This window comes from Thalassospira profundimaris (genome assembly GCF_003326675.1).
Classification (GTDB): Bacteria; Pseudomonadota; Alphaproteobacteria; order Rhodospirillales; family Thalassospiraceae; genus Thalassospira; species Thalassospira aquimaris.
The window spans coordinates 73160-99170 of record NZ_JPWF01000012.1; the positions used below are offsets into that span (position 1 = coordinate 73160).

The following is a 26011-nucleotide window of genomic DNA, read 5'->3' on the forward strand; positions in this document are numbered from 1 at the left end:
GATTAGATCAACTAATCCAATTGATCAGAAATAGTCGTTTGTCATGTCAGAAGCATAACCGCAATATGGGTTTCACAGCAAACATTGCATTAGCAATATTAACTCATGGAGAAGATCATGGCTTACACGGCTTGCCCTGCTCCTGCGTCACGGGAGCCCCGACAGAACACCCAACGTACGCTATCAGCCGTCGGCACGTTCTTGCGTCCGGCACATCTGGTTGCCAGCCTGAATACTCTTTCAGACCGCTATGCCCGGTTTGTTGCCATCCGTCGTCAACGCCGGGACTTGTTGGCCATGACAGACGCACAGCTTCTTGATATCGGCCTGACCCGCGCCGATGCCGAGGAAGAATACCGGCAGTCCTTCAAACTGCTTTGACATCGAACCAGGCCTGTTTTGTAACCGCCCCCACGGTTCACAACGGCAAAACAGGCTTCCTCTTCGTGCCACCAACGACATTTACCAATTCGCCCCGGCTGATCAGGTCCCTGATCAGCCGGTTTTCTTTATAATTTCACCAATTCCAACGTTATCTCAGATTTGATCCAATTCATTGCATATCTTTGATTTATCACGCACAGTTTCAAACTAGATAATCAAGAACTGTGGAATCCTGCCCATGAGCACGCGCAAGAAATCATCCCCGAAGGCAACCGCCCCGCAAAAGGACAACGCGGGTGATCCCGTGAATGCCGCGGCGCGCCGCTCGGCCAAAAGCCGGTCAGCGGCACATAAGTCCCCTGCACTTTCCGGGCTTGATAAGGAAACCAAGGATCGCTTTCTGCTGGATTCCGAAAACATGACCATGGACCGCCTTGATGACAAACCGTCCGGAGACAGCGTGATGACCGGACCAAGCGGCGATCTTCCGCCCGATATCGACCCGGACCCCAAGGCGCGCGCCAAGAAAATGCCCGGCAAGCAATATCTTGAATTGATTGCACCACTGCATATCGAACTGTTGAAGCTGCAAAACTGGATCAAGGCCGAAAACCTGAAATCCCTGATCATTTTTGAAGGCCGTGACGCCGCTGGCAAAGGCGGCACTATCAAACGGTTTACCGAACATCTTAACCCGCGCGGTGCACGCATTGTTGCATTGGGCAAACCCAATGACCGCGAACTGACGCAATGGTATTTCCAGCGCTATGTCGAACATCTGCCCAGTGGTGGTGAAATCACGCTGTTTGACCGATCCTGGTATAACCGTGCGATGGTTGAACGGGTCATGGGATTTTGCAGCATGTTCGATGTCAGCGAATTCCTGCAATCCGTGCCCGAACTTGAACGGATGCTGATCCGCTCCAACATCCGGATGACCAAGTTCTATTTCTCGGTCAGCAAGAAAGAACAGGCGCGACGCTTCAAACAGCGCAAGAACGATCCGCTAAAACAATGGAAACTCAGCCCGGTTGATCTGGCATCCCAAAACCTTTGGGACTCCTATACCGAAGCCAAACGCGAGATGTTTTTCCATACCTCGACCGCAGACAGCCCTTGGGTCATTGTCAAATCGGACGACAAGAAACGCGCCCGCATCAATGCCATGCGGTTTTACCTGTCCCAGTTCGATTACCCCGGAAAACGGCCCGAAATTCTGGTCTATGACCGCCGGATCATTCACAGCGTCGCCGAGGAACTCGACGAGGATTAAGCACTCGAAAATCGTCTGGTCTTCCAGATCGTGAAAACATTGTCGCGGTAACATTTGCCTTCATTGACATTGTTCGCCTCGCAACCTTTACTGGTGCCCATCAGTATTTGGGAGGCAAACAATGGCAAAATGCGCATTTATCGGTCTTGGTGTCATGGGATACCCGATGGCCGGTCACCTGCAAAAAGCAGGTCACGACGTAACCGTATACAACCGTACCAACGCCAAGGCAGAAAAATGGGTGTCGGAATATGGCGGATCATCCGCCCCGACCCCGGCCGAGGCTGCCAAAAGTGCCGAATTCGTGTTTTCCTGCGTGGGCAATGATGATGACCTGCGCAGTGTAATGCTTGGCGATGGCGGCATGTTTGCTGGCATGGACAAGGGATCGGTCCTTATTGACAACACCACCGCATCGGCCGATGTCGCACGCGAACTTTATGCTGCGGCCAAGGAAATGGGCATTTCCTTTATCGATGCGCCGGTTTCCGGTGGACAGGCAGGCGCTGAAAACGGTGTCCTGACCGTCATGTGTGGCGGCGATCAGGAAGCCTTCGACCGTGCAGCCCCGGTCATTGATGCCTTTGCCCGGTCCTGCAAATTGATGGGTGACAGTGGTGCCGGTCAGCTGACCAAAATGGTCAACCAGATTTGCATTGCCGGTCTGGTTCAGGGCCTTTCCGAAGGTGTCAATTTCGGCGTCAAAGCCGGGCTCGATATGGAAAAGGTTCTTGATGTGATTTCCAAGGGTGCGGCAGGAAGCTGGCAGATGGAAAATCGCGGCAGCACCATGACCCAGAACAAGTTCGACTTCGGCTTTGCCGTTGACTGGATGCGCAAGGACCTTGGCATTTGCCTTGAAGAATCCAAACGCAATGGTGCGCGCCTGCCGGTAACCGCCCTTGTGGATCAGTTCTATGCACAGGTACAGGAACGCGGCGGCAATCGCTGGGACACGTCCAGCCTGATTGACCTGCTTGCCCGCGGCTAAGCGCGAAACAGATCACAAAAGAAAAAGCGCGGTCCATATGGACCGCGCTTTTTTATTACGATATCCGTCTCATTCAGATCGGCTCACAGCCCTGCGCGCAGCAACGGTTCCACCTGATTGCGATACATTGCCAGCGGACCATCGTCGAAATAGCCCACCGCACATTCGAGAACAGAATCACGATACGGCGGTTCATCGCCTTCGGTCTCTTGTTCAAGATTTTCGCGGTTGTTCTTTCCAAGACGCTCGATCTCGATATCCTGCTCGCAGCTTTTCGCATCCAGTTTTGCCAATGCCTGGCGCGGATCGCGACGACGTGATGGCAACGCATGGTCAAGATCGACCTCGCGTTCAAATTCTTCTGCATCAGCACGAATGACTTCGATATCCGGGATCACCCCATTGCCCTGAACGATATGGTTTTCCGGCGTCGTATAATAGCCGGTAGTAACCTTAAGCCCACCGCCAGACGTCAGGGGCATAATGCGCTGCATGGATCCCTTGCCAAAGGAACGTTCGCCGATAATCACGCCACGTCCGTTTTCACGCAAAGCCGCCGCCATCAATTCCGCACCCGACGCCGAGCCGCGATCCAGCAGAATGGCCATTGGTACCTTGTCAAAGTAATCAGCCCGATCTGCCTCGTAGCTGCGCATTTTGCGCTCGCCACGCCCTTCGGTCGCAACAATCAGGCCATCGGTCAGAAACTGATCGGCAATATCGGCGGCACTATCAAGCAATCCACCAGGGTTGCGTCGCAAGTCGACAATGATGCCACGCGGCTTGGAAATTCTGCTTTCCAGTTCGGACAGATATTCCTGTGTCTGATCAAGTGTCGTGGCATCAAAACGCGACACCCTGATATAACCGATATCCTGATCAATCACCCCGGCACTGACAGACGGCACTTCAATGCGCGCACGTTTGACCGTCACATCAAAGCTTTCTTCAACGCGCTGGATTGTCAGTGTCACCGGATCACCGACACGCCCGCGCATTCTTCGAACGGCTTCGGAAATCGGCTCCCCCGTCATTTGATAGCCGTCAATATGGGTAATTCGATCATCCGGGCGCAAACCGGCCCTTGCCGCAGGGGTATCATCAATCGGGGAAACGATACGGATACGTTTTTCGTCATCAAGGGCGATAACGATCCCGACCCCGGCAAAGCTGCCTTCTGTACTTTCCTGCAAACGGCGGAACATATCGTCCGTCATATAGGCGCTGTGCGGGTCAAGATTATGCAGGCTGTCATCAAGAACAGCCCCGACAATACCCGTTGGCGTTTTATCCTCGGTTTCGATTTCGCCAAGCGCTGCGATACTGCTTTCGACAAAAGAAGCACGGTCGATCGTTTCGACGTAATTCTCGGAAAGCACCTGAAGCGCCTCGACATACAGTTTGTCTGCGTGGGCAAATTGATCATCAGTCGCGCCAGCAGTCACACTGTCGCGATATGCGTCAAGAAATCTGCGTTCCTCGTCGCTGGGCCAGGCAGGCCCGGCACAGGCCACCAACCTCGTTCCGGCAAAAGAAATCAGCACCGCAAACAAAATCGGCAATATTCCCTTACGCAGCAAAAGCCCACTCCTGTCCTGTTTCTTAAATTCGGGATCAGTCCACCGAACCTTACTTAACACCCAAGCATCGAGCGCATCATTAAGTACATCAAATATAAATGCGTCTTGATTGCAGCAAGTCTAGCCTGCCTTTTTGTGATTGGCGACCCCCGGGCACGGATTTGTTATCGGTTTTCGCTTAAGTCCGAATATTTGTTGTCACATATGCACATATCGGAAGCTTAAAGGCCATCCGCCAGTAGTCATCCGCAGATAAACTTAAACCAATGTCGCATTGGTAAATTTGATCAACTGATCGAAACGGACTCGATCTTGGTGCATTGCAGCGCTATGCTGCGATCAAACAATTAAAGTTGGCAAAAAGCTGACTATACCGAGCGGGCGGCTCACAATTCAGGGAGACGTCTTTTTTCATGAGCGATTTTACGCCACCGGTTTCCGATTTCCGGTTTCTTATTCATGACGTGATCGGTCTTGGCACCGTCGCCAACCTTCCGGCTTTTTCCGAAATCAGTTCCGATCTCGTTGATGCCATTCTCGAAGAAGCAGGCAAGTTTGCATCTTCTGTACTCGCCCCGATCAATCGGATCGGCGATCAGGAAGGTGCCCGTTTGCTCGAGAACGGAACGGTCCAGACCGCGACCGGATGGAAAGAGGCCTATGCACAATTTTGCGAAGGTGGCTGGCAGGGTATTTCTGCCCCCGAGGCCGAAGGCGGCATGGGGCTTCCGATCCTTCTGGGCGCAGCCGTTGCCGAAATGTGGCAGGCGTCCAACATGGCCTTTGCACTCTGCCCGATGTTGACAGCCGGTGCGATTGAGGCCCTGACAGCACATGGTTCAGATGATCAGCGTGCCCTTTACCTGTCGCGGATGATCAGTGGTGAATGGACCGGCACCATGAACCTGACCGAACCGCAGGCCGGTTCCGATCTTTCCAAGGTACGCAGCCAGGCCATCCCGCAAGATGATGGCAGCTACGCCATCACCGGACAAAAAATCTTCATCACCTATGGTGATCACGAGATGACGGAAAATATCGTTCATCTTGTTTTGGCACGTACCCCCGACGCCCCCGCCGGGGTCAAAGGCATCTCGCTTTTTATTGTGCCGAAGTATCTGGTTTCCGATAACGGCGAGATTGGCGCACGCAACGATGTCACCTGCGTTTCGCTTGAACACAAACTTGGCATTCATGCCAGCCCCACCGCTGTTTTGTCGTTTGGCGATCAGGGCGGTGCGACCGGCTACCTTGTTGGCGAAGAAGGCAAGGGTTTGGCCTATATGTTCACCATGATGAACAACGCACGCCTTGCCGTTGGTCAGCAGGGCGTTGCCATTTCGGAACGGGCTTTTCAGCAGGCGCTGGACTATGCCCACACCCGAAAACAGGGCCGTGATCCGCAAACCGGTGACGAAGCACCCATCATTGTCCACGGGGACGTTCAACGCATGTTGATGAGAATGCGTTCATCAACCGATGCCGCCCGCGTCCTTTCAATTTACGCGGCCTGCCAGCTTGACCTTGCCCATCACCTTTCTGATGAAACAGCACGCGCGAACGCACAAGCCCGTGCAGATTTGTTGATCCCGCTGGTTAAAGGCTGGTCAACCGACCTTGGTGTTGATAACGCGTCACTTGGCGTACAGGTTCATGGCGGCATGGGCTTCATCGAGGAAACCGGCGCAGCCCAACATCTGCGCGATGCCCGTATTGCTCCGATCTACGAGGGCACCAACGGCATTCAGGCGCTTGATTTCATTGGCCGCAAAGTGTTGCGCGATAACGCAACAACATTGAAGGCGTTGCTCGCCGACATTCGCGAAACAATGAGAAACTCCGCAAACACACCTGTGGGCCTTGATCACGCTGTTTCACAGCTGGAAGAGACAACAGGTATAGTCATCAACCGTTGCAGCAAAGATGACCGGATGATGCAAACCCTTGCAACACCGTATCTCCGCCAGGGTGCCCTGTGCATTTCAGGCTGGTTGATGCTGCGCGCACTCGATGCTCTTGACACATCCGATGCTTCTGCCAGCTTCAAGGAGGCCAAACGCCGTTCCTGTCATTTCTTCTTCGGGCAATTGCTTCCCGAGGCGAGTTTTATGGCAACCCAGATCATCAACAGTGACATGATCGAACTCCACGACACCCAGCCACTATTTTGACAAACTCTTTGTCGAGATTGCTCTGCGCCATCGTTCTTTTTGAAGGACGATGGCGCATCCTTTTCTACCGCACCTATCGGCCCACATCATCGAAGCGTTTATAAACGCCAACATTCGGAAATTCCGTACGGATTGTCCCTATTTGGCGTGAATTTCCTGTTTCGGTTTTTGATTGCTTCTCTATAATCCGCCCGATGAATCGCTTAACCCGATATATGCTTAAACAGCAGCTGATTATGATGGTGTTTGTGACGCTGGGGCTTCTCTGTGTCATATGGCTGTCGCAAAGCTTGCGTTTTGTCGAAATGATTGTGAACCGGGGTCTTTCGATTTCGGTGTTTTTGCAGCTGACTTCGCTGCTTCTTCCAAGCTTTTTGACAATCATCATTCCAATCGCGTTGTTTTTCGTGATTGTTTTCACCTACAACAAGCTTATTCAGGACCGCGAACTTATTGTTATGCGATCTGCCGGGTTAAATCAGTGGGCATTGGCGAAACCCGCCCTGATGGTTGCGTTGCTTTCAACGGGTGTGTGTTATTTCCTGACGCTGTTTTATCTGCCGTACAGCTATCAGCAATTCAAGGAACTGCAATTTTCCATCCGAAATGACTTTTCGTCGGTTCTTCTTCAGGAAGGAAGCTTTACCGAGCTGGATGGTTTGACGGTTTATGTGCGTGAAGTCGGTCGTGACAATGAGCTCCTTGGTATTCTGGTTCATGATTCACGCAATCCCGACCAGCAAACAACCATGATGGCCAAGCATGGGGCCCTGCTGCGCACAGATGAAGGCCCACGGATTGTGTTGCTTGACGGCAACCGGCAAGAAGTCAATGCAGAGGACGGCACAATGTCGATCCTGTATTTTGATCGCTATGCCGTTGATATCGCACATAGCTCGGAAGACCCGGCACTTCGATATCAGGAAGCTCGTGAACGCAGTGTCTATAACCTTTTGACCGCCGAAGTGCCCGACATCAATCCCAATGACATCGGTGCATTTCGCGCCGAAGGGCATGACCGCCTGATTTCCCCTCTGAATGCGATTGCTTTTGCCAGCATTGCGCTTGCCGTTCTGGTATCAAGCAGCTTCTCGCGCCGGGGACAGAACGGTCGTTTGCTCCTTGCAATTGGTGTGATGGTTCTCTGTCAGGCGATGAGCATTGGCATGAAAAACCTTGCAGCCAAAAACCCTGCTCTTATTCCTCTGATGTATGCAAACGCATTCCTTCCAATCTTGCTTGGACTCTATTGGACAATGCGGGGGCCACAAGTTCAAGCCAAACGTGCAGCAACTGAAGAGGCAGAAGCATGAGAATTTCGCCGCTTCTGACCTGGTATTTTGGAAAACATGTGTTGCTTTCCATTCTGGCTATTCTGGCCTTGCTAATCGGTTTGATCCTGATTGGCGATGTCATTGAACTGCTTAGACGTGCCGGTGGTAAGCCTGATGCCACTGTTGGCATCATCCTGCAGATGGCAGCAAGCCGCATTCCCTTTATGACGGAAAAAGTTCTACCTTTTGCCGTGCTGTTCGGGTCAATGTTCTCTTTCTGGAAGTTGACGGGAAATCAGGAACTTGTCGTAACCCGTGCAGCGGGTGTTTCTGCCTGGCAGTTTCTTCTGCCCCCTATTCTTTGCGCACTTGTTCTTGGCAGCATTCAAGTGACAGCACTTAATCCGTTGTCTTCCATTCTATTGCAACGTTACGAAACGCTGGAAGCCAGGTACCTGCAGAACAATGTCAGCGTGATGAACCTGTCCTCAAGCGGGTTGTGGCTACGTCAGGGTACCCAGGATGGGCAAGCCGTTATCTATGCCCGTGCTGTGAGCAGTCAGCAGGGTGACCAGATTGATCTGCGCAATGTCACTATTTTCCGTTTCCAGAACTCCGATGACTTCACTACCCGTATTGATGCTGCTCGTGCTGTTCTGGAACCGGGTACATGGCATTTTTATGATGCATGGACTTTCATTCCCGGAAAAGCTAGCAACTTCTCCGATAGCCTGAAGCTTCCAACCAATTTGACGGCCCGGAAAATTCAGGACAGCTTCGCGTCTCCGGAAACCATGTCGTTCTGGGACCTGAAACCGTTCATCAATCTTCTAGAACGGGCTGGTTTCAATGCAACCCGCCATCGAATTCACTTTCACAGCCTGCTGTCTCGGCCGCTTCTTCTATGCGCCATGGTTTTGATTGCAGCCGCGTTCTGTCTTAAATTTTCTCGACGCAGACGGGCATCCCTTGTTATCGGTGGTGGAGTAACAACCGGATTTATCCTTTATTTCTGCACAGATGTTATTTCCGCGCTGGGTGTGTCAGGGGGTATTCCCCCAATATTGTCCGCATGGGCACCTGCCGGGATTTCGTTGCTGCTTGGGGTTTCAACATTGCTACATCTTGAGGATGGCTAGATAGATGGCCATTGCGGGGGGAATGATAAAAAGACTTGCAACCAGTACTATACTGGGCTGTGGCGTTGTGTTTTTTGGCAGTCAGGTGATTGCCCTCTCGGCCAACGCACAAGATGCAGCAACACAACAACCCGAGAAGGCAGAACCGGCAATTCTGTTTAGCGCAGATGAAGTCGACTACAACCGTGAACTCCAGACCGTCACAGCGCGCGGTAACGTTGAAATATCGCGAGAAGGCAGGATACTTCTTGCCGATACGGTCAGTTATGATCGCAGTCAGGATGTTCTGACCGCTTCGGGAAATGTCAGCATCACTGAACCAAGTGGTGAAGTCACCTTTGCGAGCTATGTTGAACTGAGTGGTGACTTCAAAAATGGTATCGTGACAGATATCTACGTGCTGCTTGACGAAAATACCCGCATCGCAGGCACCGGCGCCCGTCGAAGTGCTGGTAATTTCACTGAAATAGCCAAGGCCGTTTATTCACCGTGTAAAGTTTGTGAAGACGATGATGGAAACGGCGGAACACCCTTGTGGCGAATTCGGTCCGCACGTGTTCTTCATGACGCAGAGAACAAAACCGTCGAATATAAGGACGCCAGATTGGAAATCGCCGGTGTCCCGATTTTGTACACCCCCTATTTCCAGCACCCTGATCCCACGGTTAAACGTCAGTCTGGCTTTTTGGCGCCTTCATTTGGCAGCACAAGTTATGTCGGCTCTTACTTCAGTCAACCCTATTACTGGGCAATTGATAAAAGCAAGGATATGACATTTACGCCGACCTACACCATAGATGAAGGGCCACTGCTCGCCACCGAGTACAGACAAAGGTTTGATAGTGGCGAATTGGAAGCGCTTACCAGCGTAACGTTTGACAGCAATGATGAATTGCAAGGTCATATTGATGCAGAAGGCCGCTTTGATATTGATAGGACTTGGCGGTGGGGCTTTGATGCGAAGCAAGCCAGCGAGAAAACCTATCTCTCCCGATACGGTTTTGAATCTCCATCTGTGTTGACGTCGAACCTCTTCACTGAGGGCTTCAGAGGTGCGAGCTACACTCGTGTTGACGGATATTATTTCCAAGGTCTGAAGTCCGGTGATGATCGAGACACAACCCCGATCGTCCTGCCGCATATGCAGTTCCACGGACAGACAGAGCCGGGAAAATACGGAAGCATCACAACCCTTGACCTTGATGGCCTTTCCTTAACACGTGAAGATGGTGCGGACTCGCATCGGGCATCCGGCAAAGTCGGCTGGGAATTGCCACATGTCGGCTCCATGGGCGACGTAACCAAGCTAAGTCTGTCAGTGCGCGGTGACAGCTATATGGTTTCAGATGTCGAGCGTGACAACAAGTCAGATTACAGTGGTTACGCAGGCCGTATTCTTCCAGTGGCCGCTATAGACTGGCAGATGCCATTCGTGAGTGATCAAGGCGCATATCATCAAGTTATCACGCCAATTGCAATGGCTGCATGGTCGCCAAATGGCGGAAACCCTGATGAAATTCCAAACGAAGATTCCCAATCATTCGAACTCGACGATATCAACTTGTTTTCTCATGACCGTTTTGGCGGAATTGACCGCGCTGAAGATGGCTTTAGAGCTAGTTACGGCTTAGAGTGGGGCATATATGGTCCAAATGATGGTTATAGCAGCGCCATGTTTGGTCAAAGTTACCGTGCAAACAAAAATGACACGTTCTCTCAAGGTTCCGGCCTTGACGAGCATTTATCAGATTATGTTGGCCGTATAACTGTATCCCCAAGCAGATACCTTGACCTCACATATCGTTACCGCCTTGACAATGAGAACTTCTCTCCCCGTCGAAATCAGGTGTCGGCAACTGGGGGTTCCGAAGACACCTTACGGCTTAATTTAACTTACGTTCATTTTTCGGATGATGCTGGAAGCGAAGAATTCAACGAACGTGAAGAACTTTACTTCAAAGCCGAACGTCGTTTCTCAGACTACTGGTCTGGGATGGCGTATGGACGCTACGACATAGATCAGTCTGATCCTCTGGAGTATGGCATCGGATTTGTGTATGAGGATGAGTGCTTTATCTTCGATGGACGTGTCCGCAGGACCTTCTACCAGGATCAGGATCTTGGTGAATCGGATGAGTTCCTGTTCCGTCTGGTATTTAAAACCCTCGGTGAAGTTGCCTCTGCAGCCGGATTGTAAGAAAAGATGATTTCAAAACTTTCGAATTTCAAAATTGCGACCGTCTGCGCTGTCGTGAGTGCTGTTGCGATATTTTCTCTCACGGCACCGGTCAAGGCTCAATCCCCGGTCGGTGTTGCTGCGGTTGTCAACGATGATCCGATTTCGATCATTGATTTGGTTGAACGGATCAAGCTGGTTGCCGTTTCTTCCAATATTCAGATGACTCCCGAGAAAAGTAACGAGATCGCCCCTCAAATTCTGCAACAATTGATCAATGAAACCTTGCAGATGCAGGAAGCCGAGCGCCGGGGCATTGAAGTCACGGATGAAGATGTTGCCCGTGGCAAATCAATGATCGAGCAAAATGCGGGCCTGCCGGATGGGCAACTTGATGCATATCTTACGCAGCGCCGTATTGCACCGGGTACGATTGAAAACCAGATCCGTCCGCAGGTTGCCTGGCAAAAGCTGCTGGGCAGTATGCGTAGCCAAGTCGAAATTTCAGAAGCAGAAATTGACGACAGCCTGCAACGCATTATCAATAACCAGGGTAAACCGCGTAACCGGGTGCAGGAAATCTTCCTGCCTGTCGATAACCCGCAAGACAGCACACAGGTCTACCACACGGCACAGGAAGTTCTTGGTGCGTTGAAACAGGGTGCCGATTTCAGCGCCCTCGCCCGCCAATTCTCGGCAAGTGCGAGTGCAGCCAATGGCGGCGATCTGGGCTGGCTTTATTCCGGGGAGCTTTCAAGTGATCTGCAACAGGTGGTTAACCAGCTTGAACCGGGCAAAGTCAGTGCCCCGGTTCAGACCATTCGCGGTTACTATATCATCAAGCTTCTTGACCGCCGCGTTGGTGACGAAGGTGCCATTACAGATACCCGTCTCGACCTTTATCAGTTGTTTGTTCCTCTGAGCGCACAGATGCCCAAAGACCTGATTGATGCGAAGCTCGCATTGCTCCGCAACACGCAGGAAACAGCCAACAGCTGTCAGGACCTTGCCAACGTTGCCGTTGAAATCGGTTCGGAAATGAGTGGCGAGATGAAAGGCATTTCCCCGCAGGAACTGTCTGGACCGGTTGGACAAGCCGTTACCAATCTTAACACCGGCAAGGCATCGAATATAGTTCAGGTCGATGGCGGTGCACTCATGATCATGATTTGTAACAAGACCGAAGAAAGCAACTTGCCTGGCCGTCAGGACATCGAGAACAAGTTGAAGATCGAGCGTCTTGATATCCTTGCACGACGCAAGCTGCGTGAACTGCGCCGTCAGGCATTCATTGATATCCGCATGTAATTTTTGCGAAGTCGGAACCGACATGACGAAGATTGCACCAATTGCCCTGACCATCGGGGAGCCAGGTGGCGTAGGGCCAGAGCTTGCCCTTAAGGCATGGCTTAAGCGCAAGGAGCAAAACCTTGCGCCTTTCTGCGTTCTGTCACCAATCACCATCCTTACCCGTGCGGCAGAGCAGCTTGGTCAGGATATCCAGATCAAGGTCGTTTCCGACATTTCCGAAACATCCCGCATCTTTGATGACGCCCTCCCGGTGCTCGCACTTGATGCAGGTGACAGCCCCCCCGTTTGCGGCGTTGCATCTGCTGCCACAGCAGACATTGTGATCGAAAGCATCACCAAGGCCGTCAAGCTTTGCGAAGCAGGCAATGCCAGTGCGGTTGTAACCAATCCGATCCAGAAAAGTGCGCTTTACGCGGCGGGCTTCAGACATCCCGGCCATACCGAATTTCTTGCGGAGCTTGCCGGTCCCGGCACCGTCCCGGTAATGATGCTTGCAAATGCAAAGCTGCGTGTGGTGCCATTGACCATTCACATCGCACTGACCGAAGTTCCCAAACAGCTCACCCCCGAATTGATCATGGAGCAATGCCAGATCACCGCCGCTGCCCTTCAGCGCGACTTTGGTGTTGAACACCCCCGTCTTGCCCTTGCCGGGCTAAATCCGCATGCCGGTGAAGATGGAACGATGGGAACCGAAGAACAAACAATCATGATGCCCGCAATCAACGCATTGCGCGCCAAGGGGCTGAACGTCATTGGTCCGATGCCGGCTGACACCATGTTCCATGACGAGGCACGTGAAAACTATGACGTGGCACTTTGCCCCTATCACGATCAGGCCCTGATCCCGGTCAAAACGCTTGATTTTCATGGCGGTGTAAATGTGACACTGGGATTACCATTTATCAGAACATCACCCGATCATGGCACAGCACTGAATATCGCTGGCAAGGGTATTGCCCGCCCGGACAGCCTGATAGCAGCCCTTAAAATGGCGGCCGAAATGGCCACCAAACGTCTCGCGACAGGAGCCTGACACACGTGTCAGAAGATAACGATACCACCGGAAAGCTTGCCAATGATGGCCTCCCGCCCCTGCGCGAGGTGATTGCGACCCATGGCCTGTCTGCCCAAAAGAAATTTGGCCAGAACTTCCTGTTCGATCTGAATTTGACCGGCCGCATTGCCCGTGCTGCTGCCCCGCTTGAAGGTTCAACCGTCATTGAAATCGGCCCCGGCCCGGGCGGCCTGACACGTGCCTTGCTGTTCCATGGGGCCAAGAACCTGACCGTGATCGAACGCGATCCACGTTGCCAGCCGGTATTGGAGCAGATCAGCAATCACTATCCCGATGCCCTGCATGTGATTGATGGCGACGCACTGGAAGTCGACGTCACCACACTTGGCCCGGCACCGCGAAAGATTGTCGCAAACCTGCCCTATAATGTCGGCACACAGCTTTTACTGGGCTGGCTGATGCAGATTGACCAGTTCGCAAGCCTGACCCTGATGTTTCAGAAGGAAGTCGCCGAACGGGTTGTCGCCGGCCCCAAAAGCAAGGCCTATGGCCGCCTGTCGGTCCTGTGCCAGTATCTGTGTGACTGCGACATCCTGTTTGATGTCCACCGCAGTGCCTTTACCCCGCCGCCAAAGGTGACATCGGCGGTCGTGCAACTGCGTCCGAAAGCCGACCGAGGCACAGACATCAATCTTAAAAGCCTTGCCAAAATTACCCAGGCCGCATTCGGACAGCGTCGCAAGATGCTGCGCGCCAGTCTGAAAACACTCAATATCAATGTGGGTGAATTACTTGAAAAGGCCGGGATTACCGAAACCGCCCGTGCCGAGGAACTCAGTGTCGCGGACTTTGTCCGCCTGACACAGGTTCATGATGAAATGGCCGCTTCGTAAAGCGGCCATCTTCAATTCAGATCATCAATCCGTCAGAAGCTTTTTGACAAAGCCCGGCAACCCGGTCTGTCGGGTCCGCTTGATCCGTTCGGCACCGATAATGTGCTGAACGTCGGCAATACAGCGATCAAGATCGTCATTGATCAGAACATAGTCGAATTCTTCCCAATGACTGATTTCCGCACCGGCCTTGGCCATGCGTTTCATGATGACGTCATCGGCATCCTGCCCGCGATCGCGCAGGCGGCGTTCAAGTTCCCCCGAAGACGGGGGAAGAATAAAGACTGAAACCACATCCGCACCACCCTTGTCACGGAGCTGACGGGCACCTTGCCAGTCGATATCAAACAGAACGTCGTGCCCCTCGGACAAAGCCTTTTCCACCGGCGCGATTGGCGTGCCGTAATAATTGCCAAAGACTTCTGCCCATTCAAGCAACTCGTCATCGGCAATCATATGTTTGAATTCATCAACGGATTTGAAGAAGTAATGTTCGCCTTCTTCCTCGCCGGGGCGGGCAGCACGGGTGGTTGCCGAAACCGAGAGAGAAATCCGGTCATCATTTTCAAGCAACTGACGGGTAATGGTTGTTTTACCGGCACCGGACGGGGCACAGAAAACAAGCATCACACCACGACGGTTATGTGGATCGGTCATTGTGTCTTTCCTTCCCTGTCCGCTTATTCGACGTTCTGGACCTGCTCGCGGAGCTGATCAATGATCACTTTAAGCTCCATACCGCAATTGGTCAGTTCGATGTCATTGGCCTTGGAACAAAGCGTGTTGGCTTCACGGTTGAACTCCTGACACAGGAAGTCAAGCTTGCGCCCGATAGAACCGCCTTTGGTCAGCATGTCGCGCGCAGCAGTAATATGCGCTTTGAGGCGATCAATTTCTTCGCGGATGTCGGCCTTGGTTGCAAGAAGGGCTGCTTCCTGATGCAGGCGTTCCGGTTCGAACTTTCCGGCATCCATCAGTTCTTCGATCTGGCGTTTAAGCCGCTCCTTGATTGCATCACCACGGGCAGCGGCACAGTTTCCCGCCCGAATTACGGTTGCCTCGATATTATCGACATGCCCGCGCAGCATTGCGTCAAGTTTCTCGCCCTCTTCGGCACGGTGTGCTGCCATTTGGGAAATCGCTTCGTTCAGGCTACCAAGAACCACATCATCGCGGGCATCACGGGTCGCCTCATCTTCCTGTGCCTCAACCGCTTCAAGAACCCCGCGCACATTCATAAGATCGGCAATCGTCCCGGCAGACAGGCTGCTGGTATTGTCGAATTCCTCGGCAATTGAAATCAGTTCGGCAAGCAATTCGCGATTAACCGTATAGGCACTGGTTTCGGCCGTGCGCACAACATTAAGCGTCACCCCCATATTGCCACGTTTGAAGTGCTGGGAAACCGTATCACGGACCTTGGCTTCCAGCCGTTCAAACCCGCCATTCAGGCGCACGCGCACATCAAGGCCCTTGCCATTGACACTGCGAAGCTCCCAAGTCCAGCCAAAGCCGTCGGTTGCGCCATCGACACGGGCAAATCCGGTCATGCTCGATACGGTCATATTCCCATCCAGTCTGATTTCATGTTTGCGCGTTTATAACGGTTGCCTTGGGCAACGCCAAGGGTCAACACTTCCCGGCAAGGCAATAGCAACAATATGGTATTGGTTGCGCGCATTTCATAATGCTGCCCTATTGCTGCATCATGGTCCGCAAAAATCGACACACCAAGTTTCGAACTGAAATAGAGCAAACATGTCCTTCCAGTATCACGCCATTCTGATTACCGGTGCCAGTTCTGGTATCGGCGCAGCACTTGCCCGGCATTTCGCCCGTACCGGGGTGACACTGTTTATCAGTGGCCGGGACGAAACACGTTTGCGCCTCGTTGAAAACGAGTGCCGTGCTTCTGGTGCCAATGTCTATGCCGATGTGCTTGATGTCACCAATCGCGAAACCATGAATGCCTATGTCACCCATTGCGATGAACTAGCGCCCCTGAGCCTTGTTGTTGCCAATGCAGGCATTTCGGCAGGAACCGGCGGTAAGGGCGAAAGCCCGGAACAGGTTCGTGATATATTTGCCACCAATATTGCCGGGGTTCTCAATACCATTGATCCGGCGATTGAGGTCATGCGCGTTCGCGGGCGCGGTCAGGTCGCGCTGGTGGCATCACAAGCATCCTGGCGGGGTTTGCCCTCTGCCCCGGCCTATTGCGCCAGCAAGGCCGCTGTACGCGTCTATGGCGAGGGTCTGCGCGGGGCATTGGCCCCGACCGGCGTCAAGGTCAATGTCATTTGTCCAGGCTTCGTCAAAAGCCGCATCACCGATGCAAATGATTTTCCGATGCCATTTTTCATGCAGGCTGACAAAGCCGCCCGCAAGATTGCCCGCGGACTTGAACGTGATCGCGGCATGATTGCCTTCCCCTGGCAGATGAACATGATCATCGGGATGTTAAAAATGACCCCGCAATGGATCATGGATTTGATTGCCGGTCGCGTGCCGCGCAAGGCATCCGCCACAGATCAGTAAAAAATCCACCACTCTGCTGAAAACTGAAACACAAAAGGGCTGCATCCTGTCATCGGATGCAGCCCTTGTTCTTTCTTGGCTACTTCATTGGCGATTATCAGTCTGCTTATTGCCCATCCCGAATACGCCGCCACTTGGCAACATTACGGTTATGTTCCTTAAGCGTATGGGCAAAGGCATGGCCCCCCGTGCCGTCTGCAACGAAGTAAAGCTCCTTCGTGGCCGAGGGATGCAGGACGGCGTAAAACGCCTCGCGCCCGGGATTGGTAATCGGTGACGGTGGCAAACCGCCCGTCACATAAGTGTTGTACGGGCTTTCAAACCGTAGATCCTTGCGCGTCAGGGCACGATCAAGGCGTTTATCCGGGCTGATTGCATAGGCCACCGTCGGATCTGACTGCAAACGCATGTTGATCCGTAACCGGTTGACAAACACACCGGCCACACGCGCACGTTCGGCTGCAACACCGGTTTCACGTTCAACGATAGAGGCAAGAACAAGCGCCTCGTCAATCGTATCAAACGGAAGATTCGCGTCCCGACCCGGCCAAAGCTGTTCGACCATCTCGTCATGGGCGGCCCGCATCCGGTCAACAATGCTTTGTTTGGAATCGCCGTATGAGAACTGATAGGTCTCGGGCAGCAATGTGCCATCCTTGGGGATATCGGCAATCTCGCCGGTCAGACCGTCAACCAGATTGATCCGGTCGATGATCTCGCCCGAACGCAGACCTTCGGGGATGGTTACGAACCGTTTGACGGTGTCACCACTGGCAAGGATTTCAACAGCCTGTTTCGGGCTTACCCGTTCCGGGAAGTGATATTCACCGGCCCGCAAAGACCGGTCAAGCCCGGTAACACGCACACCTGCCAGAAAGATCAGCGGTTCTTCAATGATGTTTTCGCGACGGAAAATTTCGGCGATCCCTCGGACACCGGTCCCCTGCGGGATGATGATATCACGACCTTGCGCCAGCTTGCTTGGGGATGTGTATTGCACATAAACATACACCGCTGCCCCGCCAACGGCGAGAGCAGCGGTGATGATAAGCAAGCCAAGTAAAAGCAGAAAACGCTTCAAGCGAAAGCTCCCGTAAAGGTTGGCTCTGCTGTTTAGATGGCCTTGAAGACCAGCGATGCGTTGGTGCCGCCAAAGCCGAACGAGTTCGACAGGGCAACATTGACTTTACGCTGCTTTGCTTCAAGCGGAACCAGATCGATACCTTTGCAGGCTTCGGACGGATTGCGCAGGTTCAGGGTCGGCGGTACGACACCTTCGTGGATCGCAAGGATCGAGAACACTGCTTCAATCGCACCCGCAGCACCAAGAAGGTGACCGGTTGCCGATTTCGTTGATGACATCGACATGTTAGAGGCATGGTCACCGAACAGACGCTTGACCGCGCCCAGTTCGATTTCGTCACCCAGCGGAGTCGAAGTACCATGTGCGTTGACATAGTCGACGTCTTCCGGGTTCAGGCCCGCATTGCGAAGCGCGTTGCGCATCGAACGGAAACCACCATTGCCGTCTTCAGCCGGTGCGGTGATGTGATAGGCATCACCTGACATGCCATAGCCAACGACTTCGGCATAAATCTTTGCACCGCGTGCCTTGGCATGTTCGTATTCTTCAAGAACGACACAGCCTGCACCTTCGCCCATGACGAAACCGTCACGGCCTTCATCCCACGGACGGGATGCTTCGGTCGGCGTATCGTTGTAACCGGTTGAAAGCGCGCGGGCAGCAGCAAAGCCAGCCATGCCGAGACGGCAAACAGCTGCTTCTGCACCACCGGCAACCATGACATCCGCATCGCCAAGCATAATCATGCGCGACGCATCGCCAACGGCGTGTGCACCGGTCGAACATGCGGTAACAACCGCGTGGTTCGGACCCTTAAGACCGTGTTTGATCGAAACCTGGCCAGAAACCAGGTTGATCAGGCAGGACGGAATGAAGAACGGGCTAACGCGACGGGTTTTACCGCCATTGACCAGTTCGGTCGCTTCGGCAATTTTCGGCAAACCACCGATACCCGAACCGATCAGAACGCCGGTGGCTTCCTGGTCTTCTTCGGTTTCTGGTTTCCAGCCGGAGTCCGCAAGCGCCTGGTCAGCAGCAGCAACACCAAAGACGATAAAATCGTCCATTTTTTTCATGTCTTTTACCGAGACATGATCTTCCGCGTTGAAAAGTCCTTCCCCAACACCGCGCGGCACGAGCCCCGCGATTTTGGCAGGGATATCCGACACATCAAAGGTGTCGATGCTTTTGATCCCGGATTGGCTGTTGAGCAGTTTCTGCCAAGTATTCTGTGCACCGCTAGCAAGCGGCGTTACAGCACCAACACCAGTAACAACTACGCGTCTCATCCCGCATTACGCCTTTATTTTATGAATCCAGCAAAGACGAAAAGGGCGTCTGAGGATGTCCTCCGACGCCCATGTCTCACGGCAGAATTAGCCGTTCGCCTTTTCGATGAAGTCGATCGCGTCTTTAACGGTCAGAATTTTTTCAGCCGCGTCATCCGGAATTTCGCAACCGAATTCTTCTTCAAACGCCATAACCAGCTCAACGGTGTCCAGGCTGTCTGCGCCCAGATCATCGATGAAGCTTGCGTTTTCAGTGACCTTGTCTTCTTCAACACCGAGGTGCTCGACAACGATCTTCTTCACGCGATCTGCGACATCACTCATAGCTCAAATCCTTCAATAGGTTTTCTGTCAGTTAGTGTTCATATGGTGCCCGTTTATTCCCCCTATTGAAGGACGTCCCGGGAACCGGAAACAGACAACAAACAATTGCCGGTTTCAATATTTGGTATAGCGGCCTCTTTTAAACAGAAAAGAAGGCAACCCGCAACGGGTTAAATCATCGCCATTCCGCCGTTCACATGCAAGGTCTGTCCCGTGACATAAGCTGCTTCGTCACTTGCGAGATACAGAACCGCTGCTGCGATCTCTTTGCTGTCGCCCATGCGACCTGCCGGAATTCCACCCAAAAGCTTCTCTTTCTGGGCGTCTCCGAGTTCTTCCGTCATTGCGGTGGTAATGAAACCAGGCGCAACGCAGTTAACCGTAATGCCACGTGCCGCAACTTCCTGTGCGAGCGACTTGGACCAGCCGATCATACCGGCCTTGGCAGCGGCATAGTTGGTCTGCCCCGGGTTACCGGTGACACCAACGATCGACGTGATGTTGATGATACGGCCATGGCGACGCTTCATCATGCCACGCAAGGAATTACGTGCAAGTTTGAATGCAGACGTCAGGTTCACATCAAGAACGGCCTGCCAGTCTTCGTCTTTCAGGCGCATCGCAAGCTGGTCACGGGTGATGCCCGCATTATTGACCAGAATGTCAAGCTGACCGCCAAGCGCCTCTTCGGCAGCTTTGATCAGACCATCAACAGATTCAGAATCCGAAAGGTTCGCCGGAACCACAACAGCATTCTCGCCGATTTCGGCGGCAACTGCTTCAAGGCGTTCCTTACGCGTGCCCGACAAGGCAACCTTCGCACCGGCTGCGGCCAGAACTTTGGCGATTTCGCCACCGATACCGCCGGTCGCGCCCGTTACGAGTGCTGTTTTCCCTGCAAGATCAAACATTAACTTTCTTTCCCTTTGGGTTCGTCTTTACTCGGAACGCTCTTAAAGAGCGCCAAGGAATGCTTCGATATCTGCCGGACCATTGACGGCAATGCCGTTCATGTCACGGTCAATACGGCGGACCATACCGGTCAGGACCTTGCCTGCGCCGATCTCGACCAGTTCGGTGATTCCCTGTTCTTTCATGTAAAGAACGGACTCACGCCAACGCACCGTGCCGCAAACCTGCTCCACAAGGAGTTTACGAATGGTTTCCGGATCAGCAGTTTTTTCTGCCGTGACGTTTGCAACAACCGGTTTTGCCGGTGCATTCATGGCAACAGTACCAAGGGCCTCGGCCATACGATCCGCTGCGGGCTGCATCAATGCGCAATGGAACGGTGCCGATACCGGCAACAGAACGGCGCGTTTTGCGCCCTTGCCCTTGGCGATTTCGATTGCACGCTCAACAGCGCCCTTGTGGCCCGATACAACGACCTGGCCATTGGCATTGTCGTTGGCTGCGGTGCAAACGTCACCCTGTGCGGCTTCTTCGGCAACGGCAACTGCATCGGCATAATCAAGACCCAAAAGGGCCGCCATCGCACCAACGCCAACCGGCACAGCAGCCTGCATCGCCTGACCACGGATTTTCAGAAGACGGGCCGCATCGGCAATCGCAAAGGTGCCCGCGGCAGCAAGCGCAGAATATTCACCAAGCGAATGACCGGCAACCAGATCGCATTTGTCGGTCAGGGTGAAACCGCCTTCATTTTCCAGAACACGGGTAACGGCAAGACTAACAGCCATCAAAGCAGGCTGTGCGTTTTCCGTCAGGGTCAGTTCGTTTTCCGGACCTTCGAACATCAATGCACTGAGCTTTTGGGAAAGCGCGTCATCAACTTCCTGGAAAACTTCGCGGGCAACCGGGAATGCATCTGCCAGTTCTTTGCCCATACCAACCGCTTGCGACCCCTGACCGGGGAAAACGAGTGCGCGTGTCATTATATCAAATATACCCTTGTCGCTTCTACGAAGGCTGCGCCGAATATTCGGCTTTAAAATCAAGCCACCCTTGATAACGTGCGCGACCGCACTGTCAAGGACAGATACCTTTGTTCGACATGCATTCGGTCATCGTTGCCCCAAAATTGGCACGCCCGATCCCGATTGCAAGCCGAAGACGTCGAATTACTGTCAGGCGTTTATGGCATAGTTTCCATCATTTACGAAGGACTGGCTGTTGCGCAGCGCACAAAACAGCAGGGATTTTGACACCTTATATATAGTGTCGGCATCTTCCCGCCTGCTCCGCACATCCGGCATAGCACCAAACCAGTTGCTTTCAACCCCTGACAAACCCTGTGGCCTCAAAAAATGTGCGCCCTTAAAACGCAAATCGCATATCGGGCACAACACAAAAAATACCTTTTCCCGCCTCTGCATGGCGGTTATCACAAAACCGCAACTCTGTTCGACCCCGGACAACATTCCGCAAGCAAAGCATTCCTGCGGCTTTGCCCGACAGGCGGGCCATAACCGACAATTGTGGAAAAGCCGCATTTGGCGTTGCACTAATGGGCGAAAAGTGTATATTCCGCCGTCTCACGGCTCCTTGCCGGGATTGCCCGGCTATGCCTGCATGACATGAGGTCATGTACGGAAGAGATAAGCCACAAGGAGTGATTAGGAGTATTATGAGCAAGTACGAAAGCGTGTTCATCGCACGTCAGGACTTCTCGACCGCACAGGTCGAAAGCCTGAATGAAAAGCTGACCCAGACCATCGAAGGTCTCGGTGGCAAAATCGCTAAAACCGAATATTGGGGTCTGCGTTCCCTGGCATACCGTGTCAAAAAGAACCGCAAAGGCCACTATACTCTCTTCCAGATCGAAGCTGAAAAAGATGTGATCGCGGAATATGAGCGTCAGATGCGCCTGAACGAAGACGTTCTGCGTCAGATGACTGTCAAGGTTGAAGAGTTCGAAGAAGAACAGTCAGCCATTCTGCGTAACCGCGACGAGCGCGGCGGTCGTGGCGGTAATCGCCGTGGCGGTCCCCGTCAGCACGGCTAACAGATAGCGAGGAGATAATATCATGGCTGGACGTCGTCTGTTTTTCCGTCGTCGCAAATCCTGCCCGTTCTCGGGTGATGATGCGCCGAAGATCGACTACAAAGATGTCAAACTGCTGCAGCGTTTCGTTTCCGAACGCGGCAAAATCGTTCCGAGCCGTATCACTGCGGTTTCGGCCAAGAAGCAGCGCGAGCTGGCAAAAGCCATCAAACGTGCACGCTTCCTGGCGCTGCTGCCTTACGCAGACCAGGTCTGAGGCAGTCGGCAAGAGACCCTTTTGTGGTCTCGGGCCGGGAGTAAATGATGCAACGTGACACCCTCATAGCAATTGGATCAGGATTAGGCAGTGCCGTTCTGTTCCTGTTGGTCCTATCAGGAAATCCGCTTGCTCTTTTGCTCTCATATTTCGGGCATTTGCCACTGCTCCTTACGGGGCTTTGGCAGGGACCCAAACGCCTGCTGGTTGCGGCAGTAGCCGCATGCAGTGCCCTCGTTCTTCTGGGGGGATTGCTGCCTTTCACGGTCTTTATGATCGTGTTTGCCGGACCGGCGATGTTGTTGACCCGCATGGCGCTGGTCATCCGGAAAGATGAAAATGGCAACTTTGCCTTTCTTCCATCCGGAATTGTCGTAAGTGCCATGGCCGTCATGGTCGCAACGGTGATGATCTTCATTACCGGGACTTTGGCGGCGGAAGGTCTGGATCTTCAGGATCTGTTTTCGCAGTTTCTGAACCAAATGTACGCTGAAATGGGTGTCCCTATGACATCCGATACGCAGGGTGTGATTGGTATGTTCCAGGTTTACTTCCCGGCGATTGCTGCGGTGAGCTGGCTTTTCATGCTGTTCGCCAATGCCGCAATCGCACAGGCAATTCTGGTGCGTGCAGGCAAAAACCTGCGTCCGACACCAAAAATGGCGTCTTTCGCCTTGCCTGGTTGGTCACTGTTTGCGTTCGCCCTGGCCGGGTTTACGGTCGGCTTTGCCGATGGTTCCTTGGCCTATGTGGCGCGAAACGTCGCGGTGGTACTGGCAGTGCCGTTCCTGTTTCAGGGATTGGCACTGGTGCATGGGCAGGCAGCCCGATGGCCGCAAAAACGTATGATACTGACGGTGTTTTACATCGTCGCGGTTCTGTCCAGTTGGTCCTTTATCGCGATCACCGGACTTGGAATTGTTGAGCATTTAATCAGGCTGCGGGGGAAAGAACCGATGACCCGTAGCAATGAGGAGGATCGGTGATGGAAGTTATTCTGCTCCAGCGGGTAGAAAAACTCGGTCAGATGGGTGACGTAGTCTCCGTCAAGCCGGGCCACGCCCGCAACCGCTTGCTGCCGCAGGGCATGGCCCTTCGTGCAACCAAAGCAAACCTTGCTGTGTTCGAAGCACAGAAAGCACAGCTCGAAGCTGACAACCTTGACCGTCGTAAAGACGCCGAAGCGGTTGCTGCGACCATGGGTGAACTTGCTGTTACCCTCGTTCGTCAGGCATCCGACGTTGGTCAGCTTTACGGTTCGGTAACTGCACGCGACATCGCGAACGCAGTAACCGAAGCAGGTTACACTGTTGCTCGTACCCAGGTTGTTCTTGATCAGCCGATCAAAAACCTTGGTCTGCACCAGGTTAAAATCAACCTGCACCCGGAAGTTGCTATTGAAGTAACTGCCAACGTTGCACGTTCTGAAGAAGACGCAGAAGAACAGCTCCGCAAAGGCGGCGCAGTTCTCGGCACCATCGACGAGATGGAAGAAGAAGAAGCTTACGAAGCTGCTGAAGAAGTCTTCGAAGAAGACGATCTGGCTGAAGAAGCTGCTGAAGGCGAAGAAGAAACCAACGCTTAATTGCGGGTTTTCTCTAGAAACCAATCAAGAAACGGCATATCCCCATGGATATGCCGTTTTCTTTTTGCCTGCATGCCGGATCGGGCCCCCGGTTCCGAACCGATGCAAAAACCTGCTATATGAGCGACCTCTGCGCTTGCGGAATACCCGCTATGAGTTATACCGATTAACTCTTTGCGGCCAACCGGATGACTGATACCTTTTCCGCCCATGACAGATCCCAATCTTGACGCCCTCTTTGCACCGATGGATTTCAGCCACGGCGACGACGCCGATATGGTGCTCGAACGTATGGCTCCGCATAACTTTGAAGCGGAGGCTGCCCTTCTTGGTGCAATCCTGAACAACAACGCCGCTTACGAGCGCGTTTCAGATATCTTGCGCCCGGAACATTTCGCCGATGGCCGCCACGGCCGCATTTTCGAAGCCTGTGGCAAACAGATCGAACGCGGTCAGCTGGCCAACCCGGTAACGCTGAAAGCCTATTTCAAGCAGGACGAGGAACTGGCTGAAATTGGCGGTGCGCAATATCTGGCAGAACTGTCGAACAACCTTGTTTCGGTTATCAATGCCGGCGATTACGGCAAACTGATCTATGACCTGTATCTTCGCCGCGAGCTGATCGAGCTTGGCGAAGATGTGGTCAACGAGGCGTATAAATACGAACTCGATACCGATGCCACCACCCAGATCGAAAAAGCCGAACAGAAACTGTTCTCGCTGGCGACGGCGGGTGCGGCTGAATCAGGCTTTGTTGCCTTTGGCCCGGCATTGGCCAAGGCATATGAAAACATCGATCACGCCTATAAGAACGCCGGTCGCGTTGTTGGTGTGACCACGGGTTTGCGCGATATTGACCGCAAACTTGGCGGTTTGCACCCGTCTGACTTGTTGATCCTTGCCGGTCGTCCGTCGATGGGTAAAACCGCCCTTGCGATGAACGTTGCCTTTAACGCCGCCATCGCATCGCATCAGAACCGTGCTGCGGGTGAAGATACCCGCGACGAGGTCCGTACCGGTGCGATTGCTGTTTTCTCACTCGAGATGGCGGCAGAACAGCTTGCCGGTCGTCTTTTGTCGCAGGCCGCCGAAGTATCGGGCGATAACATGCGCCGCGGTGATCTGAACGAACAGGATTTCGAACGCCTTTTGCTGGCGACCCAGGAACTTAACACCGTTCCGCTTTACATCGATGATACCCCGGCCCTTCCGGTTTCGACGCTGCGTACCCGTTGCCGTCGCCTGAAGCGTCAGCATGGCCTTGCCATGATCGTCGTCGATTACCTTCAGCTTCTGGCACCACCGACCAACTTCCGCGGCGATGGCCGTGTGCAGGAGGTCTCGGAAATTACCCGTATGCTCAAGGCGATTGCCAAGGAACTCGAGGTTCCGGTTCTTGCCCTGTCGCAGCTTTCACGTGCCGTCGAACAGCGCGAAGACAAACGTCCGCAGCTTTCTGACCTTCGTGAGTCCGGCTCGATCGAGCAGGACGCCGACGTTGTTATGTTCATTTACCGTGAACAATATTACCTCGAACGTGCTGAACCAGCACAGCGCCCGGAAGAGGCCACCGACAAGTTCGGTGAACGCTATGCGCAGTGGCAGGAACGTTTGAACCATGTCTACAACACCGCAGAAGTTATCGTCGCCAAGCAGCGTCACGGCCCGGTGGGCAACGTGCGGCTGTTCTTTGACGGGAACTACACCAAGTTTGGTGATCTTGATCACATCGAAGAAGAATATGAATAGGGACCGGGAAC

The 26011-nt window shown here is 53.3% G+C and carries 23 protein-coding genes and 1 pseudogene; 16 read left to right on the plus strand and 8 right to left on the minus strand.

Going from position 1 to position 26011, the window contains the following annotated elements:
- Positions 1–117: 117 nt before the first annotated feature.
- The 3 genes and pseudogenes from TH19_RS16750 to TH19_RS23265 all read left to right on the plus strand — a co-directional run.
- Positions 118–381 (plus strand): DUF1127 domain-containing protein, encoded by a 264-nt coding sequence (locus TH19_RS16750; RefSeq protein WP_181846454.1) that lies wholly within the window; start codon positions 118–120, stop codon positions 379–381.
- A gap of 241 nt (positions 382–622) precedes the next feature.
- Positions 623–1657 (plus strand): polyphosphate kinase 2, encoded by a 1035-nt coding sequence (gene ppk2, locus TH19_RS16755; protein ID WP_181846455.1) that lies wholly within the window; start codon positions 623–625, stop codon positions 1655–1657.
- A 115-nt stretch (positions 1658–1772) separates the two neighbouring features.
- Positions 1773–2648: pseudogene (locus TH19_RS23265) on the plus strand (NAD(P)-dependent oxidoreductase); the annotation flags it as partial.
- A gap of 83 nt (positions 2649–2731) precedes the next feature.
- Here the strand turns inward: TH19_RS23265 and TH19_RS16765 are convergent.
- Complete coding sequence (locus tag TH19_RS16765; protein WP_258548009.1) at positions 2732–4228, minus strand: S41 family peptidase; 1497 nt, start codon at positions 4226–4228, stop codon at positions 2732–2734.
- A gap of 413 nt (positions 4229–4641) precedes the next feature.
- Here TH19_RS16765 and TH19_RS16770 point away from each other — a divergent pair, with 413 nt between their 5' ends.
- The 7 genes from TH19_RS16770 (at position 4642) to rsmA (ending at position 14210) form a co-directional block, all read left to right on the plus strand.
- Positions 4642–6399, plus strand: a complete 1758-nt coding sequence (locus tag TH19_RS16770) for an acyl-CoA dehydrogenase family protein (RefSeq protein ID WP_114103512.1) — start codon at positions 4642–4644, stop codon at positions 6397–6399.
- Between the two features lie 194 nt (positions 6400–6593).
- Positions 6594–7712: an LPS export ABC transporter permease LptF gene (lptF, locus tag TH19_RS16775; RefSeq protein ID WP_258548010.1), complete on the plus strand. Its 1119-nt coding sequence runs from the start codon at positions 6594–6596 to the stop codon at positions 7710–7712.
- Positions 7709–8812, plus strand: a complete 1104-nt coding sequence (gene lptG, locus TH19_RS16780) for an LPS export ABC transporter permease LptG (RefSeq protein WP_114103514.1) — start codon at positions 7709–7711, stop codon at positions 8810–8812. The genes lptF and lptG overlap by 4 nt, the downstream gene beginning before the upstream one ends.
- 4 nt (positions 8813–8816) lie before the next feature.
- Positions 8817–11009, plus strand: coding sequence for an LPS-assembly protein LptD (locus TH19_RS16785; RefSeq protein ID WP_114103515.1), 2193 nt, complete (start codon positions 8817–8819; stop codon positions 11007–11009).
- A gap of 6 nt (positions 11010–11015) precedes the next feature.
- On the plus strand, positions 11016–12296 hold the full coding sequence (locus TH19_RS16790) for a peptidylprolyl isomerase (RefSeq protein WP_114103516.1): 1281 nt from the start codon (positions 11016–11018) through the stop codon (positions 12294–12296).
- A 22-nt stretch (positions 12297–12318) separates the two neighbouring features.
- On the plus strand, positions 12319–13335 hold the full coding sequence (gene pdxA, locus TH19_RS16795) for a 4-hydroxythreonine-4-phosphate dehydrogenase PdxA (RefSeq protein ID WP_114103517.1): 1017 nt from the start codon (positions 12319–12321) through the stop codon (positions 13333–13335).
- Positions 13336–13340: 5 nt separating this feature from the next.
- Positions 13341–14210, plus strand: a complete 870-nt coding sequence (rsmA, locus tag TH19_RS16800) for a 16S rRNA (adenine(1518)-N(6)/adenine(1519)-N(6))-dimethyltransferase RsmA (protein WP_114103518.1) — start codon at positions 13341–13343, stop codon at positions 14208–14210.
- A gap of 24 nt (positions 14211–14234) precedes the next feature.
- On the opposite strand, the gene gmk is transcribed toward rsmA, so the two are convergent.
- Positions 14235–14867, minus strand: a complete 633-nt coding sequence (gene gmk, locus TH19_RS16805) for a guanylate kinase (RefSeq protein WP_114103519.1) — start codon at positions 14865–14867, stop codon at positions 14235–14237.
- Between the two features lie 23 nt (positions 14868–14890).
- Positions 14891–15775, minus strand: a complete 885-nt coding sequence (locus TH19_RS16810) for a YicC/YloC family endoribonuclease (protein WP_114103520.1) — start codon at positions 15773–15775, stop codon at positions 14891–14893.
- A 193-nt stretch (positions 15776–15968) separates the two neighbouring features.
- On the opposite strand from TH19_RS16810, the gene TH19_RS16820 reads away from it, so the two are divergent.
- Positions 15969–16748, plus strand: coding sequence for an SDR family NAD(P)-dependent oxidoreductase (locus TH19_RS16820; protein WP_114103522.1), 780 nt, complete (start codon positions 15969–15971; stop codon positions 16746–16748).
- Between the two features lie 106 nt (positions 16749–16854).
- On the opposite strand, the gene mltG is transcribed toward TH19_RS16820, so the two are convergent.
- The 5 genes from mltG to fabD all read right to left on the minus strand — a co-directional run bounded on the left by mltG (position 16855) and on the right by fabD (position 21340).
- The gene (gene mltG, locus TH19_RS16825; protein ID WP_114103523.1) at positions 16855–17829 is read right to left on the minus strand and encodes an endolytic transglycosylase MltG; all 975 of its coding nucleotides are present in this window, start codon (positions 17827–17829) and stop codon (positions 16855–16857) included.
- Positions 17830–17861: 32 nt separating this feature from the next.
- Positions 17862–19121 carry a beta-ketoacyl-ACP synthase II gene (fabF, locus tag TH19_RS16830; RefSeq protein WP_114103524.1) on the minus strand — a complete coding sequence of 420 codons (1260 nt, stop codon included), beginning with the start codon at positions 19119–19121 and terminating at the stop codon, positions 17862–17864.
- A gap of 87 nt (positions 19122–19208) precedes the next feature.
- Complete coding sequence (locus TH19_RS16835; protein WP_007090351.1) at positions 19209–19445, minus strand: acyl carrier protein; 237 nt, start codon at positions 19443–19445, stop codon at positions 19209–19211.
- Between the two features lie 170 nt (positions 19446–19615).
- A complete protein-coding gene (gene fabG / locus TH19_RS16840; protein WP_114103525.1) occupies positions 19616–20356 on the minus strand; it encodes a 3-oxoacyl-[acyl-carrier-protein] reductase in 741 nt (246 codons plus the stop codon).
- A 42-nt stretch (positions 20357–20398) separates the two neighbouring features.
- The gene (gene fabD, locus TH19_RS16845) at positions 20399–21340 is read right to left on the minus strand and encodes an ACP S-malonyltransferase (protein ID WP_114103526.1); all 942 of its coding nucleotides are present in this window, start codon (positions 21338–21340) and stop codon (positions 20399–20401) included.
- A 692-nt stretch (positions 21341–22032) separates the two neighbouring features.
- Between fabD and rpsF the strand changes: the two genes are divergently transcribed.
- The 5 genes from rpsF (at position 22033) to TH19_RS16880 (ending at position 26000) form a co-directional block, all read left to right on the plus strand.
- The gene (rpsF, locus tag TH19_RS16855; protein ID WP_114103528.1) at positions 22033–22410 is read left to right on the plus strand and encodes a 30S ribosomal protein S6; all 378 of its coding nucleotides are present in this window, start codon (positions 22033–22035) and stop codon (positions 22408–22410) included.
- A 22-nt stretch (positions 22411–22432) separates the two neighbouring features.
- Entirely contained in the window at positions 22433–22666 is a 234-nt protein-coding gene (rpsR, locus tag TH19_RS16860) for a 30S ribosomal protein S18 (RefSeq protein ID WP_114098362.1), read from the plus strand.
- Positions 22667–22713: 47 nt separating this feature from the next.
- Positions 22714–23652, plus strand: coding sequence for a DUF2232 domain-containing protein (locus TH19_RS16865; RefSeq protein WP_114103577.1), 939 nt, complete (start codon positions 22714–22716; stop codon positions 23650–23652).
- The gene (gene rplI / locus TH19_RS16870; RefSeq protein WP_114103529.1) at positions 23652–24251 is read left to right on the plus strand and encodes a 50S ribosomal protein L9; all 600 of its coding nucleotides are present in this window, start codon (positions 23652–23654) and stop codon (positions 24249–24251) included. Before TH19_RS16865 ends, rplI begins: the two co-directional genes overlap by 1 nt.
- 210 nt (positions 24252–24461) lie before the next feature.
- The gene (locus TH19_RS16880) at positions 24462–26000 is read left to right on the plus strand and encodes a replicative DNA helicase (RefSeq protein WP_114103531.1); all 1539 of its coding nucleotides are present in this window, start codon (positions 24462–24464) and stop codon (positions 25998–26000) included.
- Positions 26001–26011 lie beyond the last annotated feature (11 nt).